General features: G+C 73.8%; 11 protein-coding genes. 8 read left to right on the plus strand and 3 right to left on the minus strand.

Annotation, left to right across the window (positions count from 1 at the left end):
- Positions 1-46: 46 nt before the first annotated feature.
- The 4 genes from IE329_RS00085 to IE329_RS00100 all read left to right on the plus strand — a co-directional run bounded on the left by IE329_RS00085 (position 47) and on the right by IE329_RS00100 (position 4,400).
- Positions 47-721 (plus strand): FadR/GntR family transcriptional regulator, encoded by a 675-nt coding sequence (locus IE329_RS00085; RefSeq protein WP_190208655.1) that lies wholly within the window; start codon positions 47-49, stop codon positions 719-721.
- A 105-nt stretch (positions 722-826) separates the two neighbouring features.
- Positions 827-1,138, plus strand: coding sequence for a hypothetical protein (locus IE329_RS00090; protein ID WP_190208656.1), 312 nt, complete (start codon positions 827-829; stop codon positions 1,136-1,138).
- A gap of 2 nt (positions 1,139-1,140) precedes the next feature.
- Complete coding sequence (locus tag IE329_RS00095) at positions 1,141-3,297, plus strand: DUF6571 family protein (protein ID WP_190208657.1); 2,157 nt, start codon at positions 1,141-1,143, stop codon at positions 3,295-3,297.
- Complete coding sequence (locus tag IE329_RS00100; RefSeq protein ID WP_190208658.1) at positions 3,297-4,400, plus strand: hypothetical protein; 1,104 nt, start codon at positions 3,297-3,299, stop codon at positions 4,398-4,400. The genes IE329_RS00095 and IE329_RS00100 overlap by 1 nt, the downstream gene beginning before the upstream one ends.
- 158 nt (positions 4,401-4,558) lie before the next feature.
- On the opposite strand, the gene fabI is transcribed toward IE329_RS00100, so the two are convergent.
- Together fabI and fabG are read right to left on the minus strand one after the other, a co-directional pair.
- On the minus strand, positions 4,559-5,326 hold the full coding sequence (fabI, locus tag IE329_RS00105; protein ID WP_073928766.1) for an enoyl-ACP reductase FabI: 768 nt from the start codon (positions 5,324-5,326) through the stop codon (positions 4,559-4,561).
- A 4-nt stretch (positions 5,327-5,330) separates the two neighbouring features.
- Complete coding sequence (gene fabG / locus IE329_RS00110; RefSeq protein WP_073928767.1) at positions 5,331-6,050, minus strand: 3-oxoacyl-[acyl-carrier-protein] reductase; 720 nt, start codon at positions 6,048-6,050, stop codon at positions 5,331-5,333.
- A gap of 369 nt (positions 6,051-6,419) precedes the next feature.
- Between fabG and IE329_RS00115 the strand changes: the two genes are divergently transcribed.
- A complete protein-coding gene (locus IE329_RS00115) occupies positions 6,420-7,565 on the plus strand; it encodes an MBL fold metallo-hydrolase (protein WP_190208659.1) in 1,146 nt (381 codons plus the stop codon).
- 116 nt (positions 7,566-7,681) lie between these two features.
- Here the strand turns inward: IE329_RS00115 and IE329_RS00120 are convergent, their stop codons facing one another.
- Positions 7,682-8,707: a hypothetical protein gene (locus IE329_RS00120; protein ID WP_190208660.1), complete on the minus strand. Its 1,026-nt coding sequence runs from the start codon at positions 8,705-8,707 to the stop codon at positions 7,682-7,684.
- 220 nt (positions 8,708-8,927) lie between these two features.
- On the opposite strand from IE329_RS00120, the gene IE329_RS00125 reads away from it, so the two are divergent.
- From IE329_RS00125 to IE329_RS00135, 3 genes are read left to right on the plus strand one after another with little or no spacing between them, the layout of a single operon-like run.
- The gene (locus IE329_RS00125; protein WP_190208979.1) at positions 8,928-10,481 is read left to right on the plus strand and encodes a TldD/PmbA family protein; all 1,554 of its coding nucleotides are present in this window, start codon (positions 8,928-8,930) and stop codon (positions 10,479-10,481) included.
- Entirely contained in the window at positions 10,481-11,878 is a 1,398-nt protein-coding gene (locus IE329_RS00130) for a TldD/PmbA family protein (protein ID WP_190208661.1), read from the plus strand. Before IE329_RS00125 ends, IE329_RS00130 begins: the two co-directional genes overlap by 1 nt.
- A 30-nt stretch (positions 11,879-11,908) precedes the next feature.
- Positions 11,909-12,466, plus strand: a complete 558-nt coding sequence (locus tag IE329_RS00135) for an RNA 2'-phosphotransferase (protein ID WP_190208662.1) — start codon at positions 11,909-11,911, stop codon at positions 12,464-12,466.
- The last annotated feature ends 47 nt before the right edge of the window (positions 12,467-12,513 follow it).

The raw sequence follows: 12,513 nt of genomic DNA on the forward strand, positions 1-12,513 counted from the left end.
TTCTTGGCATGATGGCCCGATCCGACCTAGCCGCTAGGAGCCCCCCGTGGCGCTGTCCTCCCCGAGGCGCACCCCCTTGTCCGACCAGGTGATCGCGCAGCTGCGCACCCAGATCACCTCCGGCGAGTGGCCCGTGGGCTCGCGCATCCCCACCGAGGTCGCGCTGGTCGAGCAGCTGGGGGTCGCCCGCAACACCGTCCGCGAGGCCGTCCGGGCACTCGCCCACAACGGGCTGCTGGACATCCGCCAGGGCTCCGGCACCTACGTCCTGGCGACCAGCGAACTGGCCGGCGTGATGCACCGCCGCTTCGCCGACGCCGACCAGCAGCAGGTCGCCGAGCTGCGCGCCACCCTGGAGACCTCCGCCGCCGGGCTCGCCGCCGGCCGGCGCAACCAGCGCGACCTGGACCTGCTGGAGGCCACCCTGGCCCGCCGCGAGGAGGCCTGGTCCTCCGGCGACGCCGAGGACTTCGTCCAGGCCGACGCCGCCTTCCACCAGGCGGTGGTGGCCGCCGCCCACAACGACGTGCTCGCCGCCGTCTACGCGGACCTGGGCGAGGTCATGCGGGCCCACCTGCGCCACGACGTCGGCCCCGAACTCGTGCCCGAGCGCTACGTCGGCCACGACGGCATCCTCGCCGCCGTCCGGGCCGGCGACGCCGGGCGGGCCTCCGTCGAGGCCGGCCGGGCGATCGGGGCCTGCGCCCCCGCCGAGGCCTGACCGGGAGGGGCCCGGGCCCGGTCGTATACGCGTGCTAACGTCCCGCTAGGACTGGCCAAAGGCTGGTCAACTGACTGTCAAGCATGAAGAATTCGGGGAGAATCGATGGCTGACCCAGACGCGGGGACCACAGGTGTGGCACCCAGCGCCCTCGACAAGGCGGCACTGGCACTCGACAGTATCGCCACCGAGAGCACCGCAGCAGGCAAGACCGCGGACGACTCGACCGGGGCCGCGGCCTCCAAGCTCAGCGGCTGGGACACCGCGAACTCGCTGCGTGCCGCCCTGACCGAGTGGCACGAGCAGGTCTCCACGCTCAACACCCGCCTCAACCAGGAGGCCGGGATGATGCGCCAGACCCACACCAACTACGTCGGCATAGACAGCGTCCTGGCGCAGTCGTTCGGGGGTCGCTGACCATGCTCGGCTACGAGGACGTCCTCAACGCGGACCTGTCCGCGCTCAGCACCGCCGCCACCGACTGGGAGTCGATGGCGAAGAAGTACGAAGGCGTGCAGCACCGCCTGGAGAACGAGGTGCTGACCGTCACCGGCGGCCAGAACCTCTGGACGGGCAACGCCGCCGGCAACGCCAACCAGCACGTGCTGGTCACCAAGCAGCAGAGCATCGACGCGCAGACCGAGGCCCGGGCGGTCTCGACGATCATCGCGGACGCGCACGCCGACTTCGAGGCCGCGCAGAAGAAGCTCAAGGCCGCCGCCGCGGACGCCGCCGCCGACGGCATGAAGGTGACCGGCACCGGCCAGGCCGTGTTCGACACCAGCCAGTACACCCCGGCCGAGCGCAACGCGATGCACCACGACCCCGGCTACATGGAGGAGCGCAACGCCGCCGCCGGCAAGTGGACCCAGCAGATCAACGCCGCGCTCGCCGAGGCCACCGCCGCCGACGAGCGCGCCTCGCTCGCCCTCAAGCGCGCCTCCAAGGCCGGCGACCCCTTCAACACCTTCAACGGGCAGGCCATCGGCGGCGGTGACGCGGCCGACGGCCGCCGCGCCGCCGACCTCGCCGAGAAGCTGAAGAAGGACGGCAAGCTGGAGCCGGGCGAGCTCGCCGAGCTCAACAACCTGATGAAGGCCAACGCCAACAACCCGCAGTACGGCCAGACCCTGCTCAACACGCTCGGCCCCGAGGGCACCCTCAAGCTCGCCGACCAGCTGGAGAAGATCGGCGGCGACCGGGACGCCAAGAACAAGGAGGGCTACGGCCAGCTCCAGACCAACCTGGCCAACACCGTCGCCGGCGCCACCCGTGACCCGAACAGCAAGTTCTACCAGGACTGGCGCAAGGGCATGAAGGACATCGGCGACAAGAACCTGGGGCGCAACACCTCGCCGGTGTACGGCTACCAGGCGCTCGCCACCCTGATGGACAAGGGCGACGCGCAGTACTCCAAGGAGTACCTGAACGACCTGGGCGCCGACATCATCGACGTCGAGAAGAAGCACCCGCAGATCTGGAGCCACCAGTTCGACGGCGAGCGCCAGGACCTGGTCTCCGACCCGCTGGACGGCGTGCTCAAGCAGATGGGGAAGAACCCCGAGGCGGCCACCGGCTTCCTCGACCCCGACGCCCCCGGCGCCAAGGACCGTCTCGACTACCTGCTGCGCGACCGCAAGTGGCCCGAGAACTACATGAACCCGCTGTACGGGGCACCGATCAAGATGGACGACCCGCTCCAGCGGGCCGGCCTCGGCGCGGCACTGGAGGCCGCCACCACCGGCGACCCCACCGGCACCGCGCACAACGGCGGCACGCACACGCCGGCCCAGGCCCGGGTCATGCAGGGCACCATCGACGCCCTGGACCAGGACAGCAAGGGCCAGGAGATCCCCGGCAACCTCCGCAAGCCGATCGCCGGCGCGCTCACCGACTACGTCGACGACACCCACGACATCCTCGGGGCGGAGCTCAGCACCGCCAAGCACAAGGACGGCGCCTGGGAGGAGGGCGGCAAGGGCCACCTCTCCGACGACAGCTCCTCGCTCACCCGGGTGATGCGCGGCGTCTCGGACGACCCGGAGGCCTACGCGGCCCTGTACGAGGCCGAGAAGGCCAAGTCCGCCCAGGTCATCGGCGACCTGCCGGCCGACGCCGGCCGCCCGGACCACGACCGGACCGGGCCGACCGACCGCTCCGGCTCCGCACTCGGCACCCTCGACGCCATCAGGAGCGACATCCTGCTGGACGAGCGTGACGACAAGAAGGAGTGGGCCGACAAGACCGGCGAGCTGGTCTCCAGCGGCGGCGGCCTGGCCACCGGCTACATCCCGGTGGTCGGCGACGTCGCGGGCAGCCTGGTCGACCTGGGTGTCAGCAACTGGTCGGACGGCGTGAAGGAGGAGGCCGTCGACAAGGCCAACAGCGAGGCCTCCAGCTCCCACGACGCCAACCTGAACCAGGGCACCCAGATGGTCATCGGGTGGGCCGAGCACAACGGCCTGGACCCGAAGAGCGAGCTGGCCAACGAGGTCAACACCAGCCTGCGCGACGGCCACAACCGCGGCTACGACGAGGCGATGATCGCCCTCGGCCGGCACGGGTCGGCCGAGTGATGGGGGCACTGCCCCGCCGCCGGACGGCCTGGATCGCGCTCGCCGCGGTCCTGGCCGTCTCGGCCGGTGCCCTGCTCACCTGGCGCCTGACCAACGTGTTCGGCCCCGACCGCCTCTGCGGCGGCGCGGTGTCCCGGGCCGACGCCCAGCAGGTCCTGGGCGAGGGCCGGATCACGGAGTCCGGGTCCGGGGCCCGCGCCGGGGACCCGACGGTCTCCTGCACGGTCACCGCCCGGACGGGCCTGGGCGGCACCGCCCGGGCCCGGGTCACGCTGCGCACCGAGCGGGCGGTCAGCCCCGGCATCGACAAGCAGGTCAGGACCGTGCCGCAGATGTCGCAGCTGGAGGGCGGGCGGCCGGGCTCGTTCTCCAACCGGACCGGCTGGGTGCTGCTGCCGGCCGGGTGCGTGCTGCCCGTGCCGAAGGACGACCCGCTGCCGCTGAAGTCCCGGGGCGACGCCGACGTGCTGTGGGCCGACGTCTGGTTCTCGCCCGACGACGTCCTGCCGGAGAAGCGCCGCGCCGAGGAGCAGCCCGACACCGCCGCCCGGACGGCGCTGGCCCGGGTGGCCGACGGCGTGGCCGCCGCCGCGGGCCGGCAGGCCGGGTGCGGCGCCCCCGCCGGCCCGGCCGGGGACCGGCTGGGCGACCCCGGCGGCCAGGCCCGCGCCTCCGAGGACGGGAAGGCCTGCGGTCTGCCCGGCCTGAGTCTCGGGAGTACGGCGGGGCGCAGCACCCCGCTGCGCGAGCGGGTCAGCAGCGAGGGCGCCCCGGTCTGGATCTGCGGGGTGGAGGACGGGCACCTGGTGTCGCCGGTGGTCAGCTTCACGGTGACCGCGGACCAGGCCTGGATCGGCGCGGCCGCCCTGGACACCGAGCTGAAGTCGGCGCTGCCGGCCGGCTGGCGCGGCACCGGGGACACCGACGGCCCGGTCCTGGTGCCGTGCGGCAAGGACACCCTCTACCTGGGGGTCTCCACCCTGGACAGCGGGCTGCGGGACGGTCAGGGCGAGGCCCGCAGCGAACTGCCGAAGGACCTCTTCGCCCGCTTCGCCAACGCGGTGGCGGCCCAGCGGGGCTGCGAGCCGATCGCCCCGGGCTGACCGGTCGCGGCGGCCTGCGGGCCGCCGCGCCGGAGGGCTCCGGAAGCACCGATGCCCGCCCGCCACTCCTGGAGTGGCGGGCGGGCATCGGCGTCACGGCGGTGCCGCTCCGGCGGGTGGTGTCCCGGCCGGCGGCGGCGGGGTGGTGCGCCCGGGTGTCAGGCGCCGATGGCGTGCAGGCCGCCGTCGACGTGGATGATCTCGCCGGTGGTCTTCGGGAACCAGTCCGAGAGCAGCGCGACGACGCCGCGGCCCGCCGGCTCCGGGTCGGCGAGGTCCCACTTCAGCGGGGAGCGGGAGTCCCAGACCGCCGCCAGCTCCGAGAAGCCGGGGATGGACTTGGCGGCCATCGAGCCGATCGGGCCGGCCGAGACCAGGTTGCAGCGGATGTTGCGGGACCCGAGGTCACGCGCCATGTAGCGGGAGGTGGCCTCCAGCGCGGCCTTGGCCGGGCCCATCCAGTCGTACTGCGGCCAGGCGAACTGCGCGTCGAAGGTCAGGCCGACCACCGAGCCGCCGTCCTGCATCAGCGGCAGCAGCGCCGTCGTCAGCGACTTCAGCGAGAACGCGGAGACCTGCATGGCGGTGGCCACGGACTCCCACGGGGTGTTCAGGAAGTTGCCGCCGAGGGCGTCCTGCGGGGCGAAGCCGATCGAGTGGACGATGCCGTCCAGGGTCGGCAGGTGCTCGCGGACCTGGTCGGCGATGCCGGCCAGCTGCTCGTCGCTGGAGACGTCGAGCTCCAGGACCTTGACCGGCTTGGGCAGCTTGCGGGCGATCCGCTCGGTCAGGCTGGGCCGGGGGAAGGCGGTGAGGATGATCTCCGCGCCCTGCTCCTGGGCCAGCTTCGCGGTGTGGAAGGCGATGGAGGACTCCATCAGCACACCCGTGATCAGGATGCGCTTGCCCTCAAGAATTCCGCTCATGTGATCAGTGACCCATGCCCAATCCGCCGTCTACGGGAATGACGGCTCCGGTGATGTACGCGGCCTCGTCGGAAGCGAGGAACCGCACGGTGGTGGCGATCTCGGACGGGGCGGCGTACCGGCCGAGCGGCACCCCCGCGACGATCTCCTTACGACGCTCGTCGCTGAGCACCGCGGTCATGTCGGTGTCCACGAAGCCCGGCGCCACCACGTTGACGGTGATGTTGCGCGGTCCGAGCTCACGGGCCAGCGAGCGGGCGAACCCGACCAGGCCGGCCTTGGACGCGGCGTAGTTGGCCTGGCCCGGCGAACCGCTCAGGCCGACCACCGAGGAGATCAGCACCACGCGGCCCTTGCGGGCGCGCATCATCAGCTTCGAGGCGCGCTTGACCACCCGGAACGCCCCGGTGAGGTTGGTGTCGACGACCGAGGTGAAGTCCTCCTCGGTCATCCGGAGCAGCAGGGTGTCCTTGGTGATGCCCGCGTTGGCGACCAGCACCTCGACCGCGCCGTGCTTGGACTCGACCTCGCCGAAGGCGGCGTCGACCTGGGCGGCGTCGTCGATGTCGCAGCGGACCGCGAGCACGTCGTACTTCGCCAGGGCCTCGGGAACCTCACCCGAGCGGCTGGTGATGGCGACCTTGTCGCCCGCCTCGGCGAAGGCCTGGGCGATCGCGAGGCCGATGCCCCGGTTGCCTCCGGTGACGAGAACCGAGCGGCTCAACGATCCACCTCTCTCCGTAGTTGACCATGGGACCAGGCGGCCCGGGCGGTGTCCGCCCCTGCCGGCCAGGTCGTCCGCGTACGGCGAAACGCGCACGCAGTGTGACGCTATCGGCCGCGGGGAGGATGCGACGAATCGGGCTCCCACAGGTCCGTACCGGCTGAACTGTCGCGTTCCGACAATGGCACAGTGGAGGGCACGGTGGTCGGCCCGGCCGGGAACAACTCGGCGGGGTGTGCCCGTTGCCCTCTCGGTGCGGATATGCACGCGGACCACCGGGCGGACAACCACCGGCCGCCCGCACCGATTTGGCACGGGCGGTTGTCACAACGCCACCGCCCGACGACTCCCAGTGAAGGCAGAGCCCTGATGAGCGAGGCACAGCCCGGCAGCACCGGCGGACGGGGACGACTGCTGGCCCTGGCCGCCCTGGCGGCGGTGGCGGGAGCGGCCGCCTGGTCGCTGCGCGACCTCCCGGCGGCCTTCGGGCGGCGCCCCGACGCCGAGCGGGAGGAGCGGGTCCGCAGCTCGCCCCAGTACCGGGACGGTGTCTTCCACAACGCCCCGTCCTCCCTCGCCCGGGACACCGCCCGGCCGGAGATCGACCGCGGCACGGTCCGCCGGATGCTCTTCGAGCGCGAGGGCCGCACGCCCACCCTGCCGGTGCCGACCGTCCGGACGGCGGGCGGGCCGCGGCAGGCCGCCGAGGGCGTCGAGATCACCTGGTACGGGCACGCGTCCGCGCTGGTCGAGATCGAGGGCGCCCGGGTCCTGCTGGACCCGATCTGGAGCGACCGCTGCTCCCCCGCCGCGCACGTCGGCCCCAAGCGGCTGCACCCGGTGCCGGTGGAGCTGGAGGAGCTGCCGCCGGTGGACGCGGTGCTGATCTCGCACGACCACTACGACCACCTCGACATGGCCACCGTGAAGCGGCTGGTGCTCAGCCAGTCCGCGCCGTTCGCGGTGCCGCTCGGCATCGGCGGCCACCTGCGGCGCTGGGGCGTGCCGGAGCACCGGATCATCGAGCTGGACTGGGACGAGACCTGCACCCTGGGCGACCTGGTGCTCACCCTGACCTCCGCGCACCACTTCTCCGGCCGCGGCCTGACCCGCAACACCACCCTGTGGGGTTCCTGGGTGATCGCCGGCCCGACCCGCAAGGTGTTCTACACCGGCGACTCGGGCTACTTCGAGGGGTACAGGGCGATCGGTGAGCAGCACGGCCCGTTCGACGCCGCGCTGGTGCAGATCGGCGCGTACGACGAGGCGTGGTCGGACATCCACATGACGCCGGAGGACGCCGTCCAGGCCCACCGGGACCTCGACGCCGGGCTGCTCGTCCCGGTGCACTGGTGCACCTTCAACCTGGGGCTGCACCCGTGGGCGGAGCCGGTGGAGCGACTGCTGGCCGAGGCGAAGGCGCAGGCCGTGCCGCTGGCGGTGCCGCGTCCGGGCGAGCGGGTGGACGTGGACAACCCGCCGGAGCTGGACGGCTGGTGGGAGGGCCTGGCCTGACCACCGGCCGGGCCTGACCGCCGAGCCGGGACACTCGCCCGGCCCGGCCCCGCTCACCTGCCCCGGCCCGCGCCGGCGCGGCACGGCGCCGGCGGGCGCGGTCACAGCACGGCGCGTCACCGCACGGGCCCGCGGCGCCCCTCCCCCTCCGGGGCCCGGGCGGCGCGCCCGGCCCGGGCGGCGCGCCTGGCGGCGACGGCCCTGATCGCGGCGGCCCGCTGGAAGGCCCGGTCCGCCTCCTCCCAGCGGCCCGCCGCGTGCAGGCGGTCGCTCAGCCGGTCCCAGGCCGCCGCCCGGTCCGCGGGGTCGGCGCGGCGCCCGTCCCGCGCGTCCCGCCCGTCCAGCAGCGCCGCCACGGCCCGCTGGGCGTCGACGGCCTCCTCGGTCCGGCCGAGCGCGGCCAGGCACTCGGCCCGCAGGGTGCCGGCGCCGGCCAGCAGGCGCAGCAGCGAGGCCTGCTCCGCGGGGCGGCCGGCGGGCGAGCACAGCGGCTCCAGCCGGGCCCCGGCGCGCCCGGCGGCCTCCAGGCCGCGCTCCGGCAGCCCGGCGTCCCGCAGGTGGACGCCCAGGTTCAGCAGCCGCAGCCCCAGGGTCGTCCGGACCTGCCGGGGTGCTCGCTCGCCGCCGCGCAGCGCGAGCTGCCGCTCGGCCGCCGCGACCGCCTCGGCCATCGCCGCGACGCTCTCCTCGTGCCGGTCCAGCGCGGCCAGCACGGTCGCGTACAGGTCGAGGGTGGCCGACAGCCGGGCCGGCCCGCGCCGGCGGTCGCGCTCCGCGCCGGCCCGGCGCAGCCCGGCCGCCTCGGCCAGCCTGCCGGCCGCCTCCTGGTGGCTGCCGGCGTCGGCGAGGGCCTGGCCCTCCAGGTGCAGGACCTGGGCCCGGCGCCCGGCCCGGTGGCCCGGGAGCGGGCTGAACACCCTGGTCCGCCGTTCGGCGAGGCGGTAGTCCCGGGCGATCTCGTCCGACGGCCGGCCGGCCGTCATCCGGTTCATCATCGCGACGTTGAAGGGCCGCGAGACGTTGAGCCCCAGCAGGGCCGCCGCCAGGCCCCCGGCGCCCCACCAGAATCCGGTGGCCGCCCAGTACCCGGCCAGCCCCAGCAGGCCCAGCTGCGCCAGGCACCCCATGAACACGACGGCCATCGCCCCCACCCCCCACGGCCACTATCCGTGTCAACCCGTCCCCGCCGGAAGCCTCTTGAGGTAACGGAACGGCCGCCGGACGGATCTCCGCCGCGCGGCGGCTCAGGGCAAATCTGCTGGCCGAAAGCGGTGTGAACGGCCATGATTCGTTGCGGGCATCCCTGACCGGACGCCCCCGCCCACCTTGCCGTCCCCGATCCAGGGAGCCCGCTTGACCCCGATGCCCGCGACGACCGGCGCCGGTGCCCCGCACGGACGCGCCGTCGATCCGCTCTTCCTCGCCTACCCCCTGCGCGCCCTGGCCGACGCCGCGCTCACCCGGGCCCGCGAACTCGGCGTCACGCATGCCGACTTCCGCCTGGAGCGGGTCCGCAGCGCGTCCTGGCGGCTGCGCGACGCCCGGCCGGCCGGCACCACGGACAGCGTCCAGCTCGGCTTCGCCGTCCGGGTCCTGCTGGACGGCGCCTGGGGCTTCGCGGCCGGGGTGGACCTCACCACCGACGCGGTGGCCCGGGTGGCCGAGCAGGCGGTGGCGGTGGCCCGGCTCTCCGGCGGGATCAGCCGGGCGGCCGGTTCGAAGGACCTGGTGGAGCTGGCCGCGGAGCCGGTGTACCCGGACGCGACCTGGATCTCGTCGTACGAGGTGAACCCGTTCGAGGTGCCGGACGCCGAGAAGACGGCGCTGCTGGCCGACTGGAGCCGGCGGCTGCTGGCCGCCGACGGCGTCTCGCACGTCCAGGCGAGCCTGCTGACGGTGCAGGAGAACAAGTTCTACGCCGACACCGCGGGCACCATGACCACCCAGCAGCGGATCCGCCTGCACCCGGAGGTGGAGGCCACCTCGGTGGACGGGCGGACGGGTGCCTTCGACTCGATGCGGACGCTGGCGCCGCCGGTCGGCCGGGGCTTCGAGTACCTGCGCGGCACCGGCTGGGACTGGGACGCCGAGCTGGCCGAACTGCCCACGCTGCTGGCCGAGAAGATGAAGGCGCCGGGCGTCGAGGCCGGCGTGTACGACCTGGTGGTCGACCCCTCCAACCTCTGGCTGACCATCCACGAGTCGATCGGCCACGCCACCGAGCTGGACCGGGCGCTCGGCTACGAGGCCGCCTACGCCGGCACCTCCTTCGCCACCTTCGACAAGCTCGGCAGCCTGCGCTACGGCTCCGGCCTGATGCACGTCACCGGGGACCGGACGGCCGAGCACGGCCTCTCCACCATCGGCTACGACGACGAGGGGGTGGCCACCCAGTCCTGGGACCTGGTCAAGGACGGCGTCCTGACCGGCTACCAGCTCGACCGGGGGATGGCCGCGCTGAAGGGCCTCGGCCGCTCCAACGGCTGCGCGTTCGCGGACTCCCCCGCGCACGTCCCGGTGCAGCGGATGGCCAACGTCTCGCTGCAGCCGGCCGCGGACGGGCCGGACACCGCCGGCCTGTTCGAGGGTGTGGAGAAGGGCCTGTACATCGTCGGCGACCGCTCCTGGTCGATCGACATGCAGCGGTACAACTTCCAGTTCACGGGGCAACGCGCCTACGCGATCAGGAACGGCCGGCTCGCCGGCCAGGTGAAGGACTTCGCCTACCAGGCCACCACCACCGACTTCTGGGGCTCGATGGCCGCCGTCGGCGGCCCGCAGACCTACGTCCTGGGCGGGGCCTTCAACTGCGGCAAGGCGCAGCCGGGCCAGGTCGCGGCGGTCAGCCACGGCTGCCCGTCCGCGCTCTTCCGCAACGTCAACGTGCTCAACACGCAGCAGGAGGCGGGTCACTGATGGCCGCGATCCAACCCCACGAACTGGTCGAGCGGGCGCTCGGGCTCTCCCGCGCCGACGGCTGCCTGGTGATCGCCGACGAGGAGTCGACCGCGAACCTGCGCTGGGCCGGGAACGCGCTGACCACCAACGGCGTCACCCGGGGCCGGCGGCTCACGGTGATCTCCACCGTCGACGGCGGCCAGGGCACCGCGTCCGGCGTGGTGGCCCGCGAGGCCGTCACCCTCGACGAGGTGGAGAGCCTGGTCCGGGCCTCCGAGGCGGCCGCCCGGGACGCCGGCCCGGCCGAGGACGCCCAGCCGCTGGTCACCGACCGCCCGTCCTCGGCCGGCTTCACCGAGCCCCCGGCCGAGACCACGGTCGAGGTGTTCGCGGAGTTCGCGCCCGCGCTCGGCGCCGCCTTCGCCCGGGCCGCGGCCCAGGGCGAGCTGCTCTACGGCTTCGCCCGCCACGAGCTCACCACCAGCTACCTCGGCACCTCCACGGGCCTGCGGCTGCGGCACGACCAGCCCACCGGCACGGTCGAGCTGAACGCCAAGACCGCCGACCTCACCGGCTCCGCCTGGGCCGGCGCCGCCACCCGGGACTTCCGGGACGTCGACGTCGCCGAGCTGCACCGCACCCTCACCAGGCGCCTCGCCTGGGGCGAGCGACGGATCGACCTGCCGGCCGGCCGCTACGAGACGCTGCTGCCGCCCTCGGCCGTCGCCGACCTGATGGTCTACCTGAGCTGGTCGTCCGGCGGCCGGGACGCGGCCGAGGGCCGCACGGTCTTCTCCAAGCCGGGCGGCGGCACCCGGATCGGCGACCGGATCGGCAAGCTGCCGCTGACGCTGCGCTCCGACCCGGCCGAGCCGGGCCTGGAGGCCGCGCCGTTCGTGCTCACCCACGCCACCGGCGGCGACTCCTCGGTGTTCGACAACGGCCTGCCGCTGGGCGCCACCGACTGGATCCGCGACGGCGAGCTGACCAACCTGCTGACCACCCGGCACTCGGCCGGGCTGACCGGCCTGCCGCTCACCCCGGCCGTCGACAACCTGGTGCTGGAGAGCGGCGACCAGGCCGCCGCGCCGACGCTGGAGGAGATGATCGCCCGCACCGAGCGCGGGCTGCTGCTCACCTGCCTCTGGTACATCCGGGAGGTCGACCCGGCGACGCTGCTGCTCACCGGCCTCACCCGGGACGGCGTCTACCTGGTCGAGAACGGCGAGGTGGTCGGCGCCGTGAACAACTTCCGGTTCAACGAGTCGCCCGTGGACCTGCTCGGGCGGATCACCGAGGTGGGCCGCACCGAACGCTGCCTGCCGCGCGAGTGGGGCGACTGGTTCACCCGCGCCGCCATGCCGCCCGTCCGGGTGGCGGACTTCAACATGAGCTCCGTGAGCCAGGCCTCGTAGGAGCCCCGACCCGACAGGGACGATGGAAGAGTGGACGAGAAACGCACGGTCAAGACCTCCAAGATGCTCTCGCGCGTCCTGCGGCACGATCCGGCCTCGGTGGGCGTCACGCTGGACGGGGCGGGCTGGGTCCGGGTGGACGTGCTGCTCGCCGCCCTGGCCCGGCACCGCCGGCCGCTGAGCCGCGCCGAGCTGGACCACGTGGTCGAGACGAACAACAAGCGCCGCTTCGCCTTCTCCGACGACGGCCTGTCGATCCGGGCCAGCCAGGGCCACTCGGTGGCGGTCGACCTCGGTCTGGCCGCCACCGTGCCGCCCCCGGTGCTGTACCACGGCACCGCCGTGCACACCCTGGAGGCGATCTTCCGGGACGGGCTGCTGCCGATGTCGCGCCAGGACGTCCACCTGTCGGCCGACACCGGGACGGCCGTCCGGGTGGGCTCCCGGCACGGACGCCCGGCCGTCCTGACGGTGGACGCCGCCGCCATGGCGGCGGCGGGGCACGAGTTCCGGGTCAGCGCCAACGGGGTCTGGCTGACGGACTCGGTGGCGCCCCGGTACCTGAGCCGGCCCGCCGGCCTGACCTGACCTGACCTGACCTGACCTGACCTGACCTGACCTGACCTGACCTGACC

It is taken from the genome of Kitasatospora indigofera (assembly GCF_014655955.1).
GTDB classification, from domain to species: domain Bacteria; phylum Actinomycetota; class Actinomycetes; order Streptomycetales; family Streptomycetaceae; genus Kitasatospora; species Kitasatospora indigofera.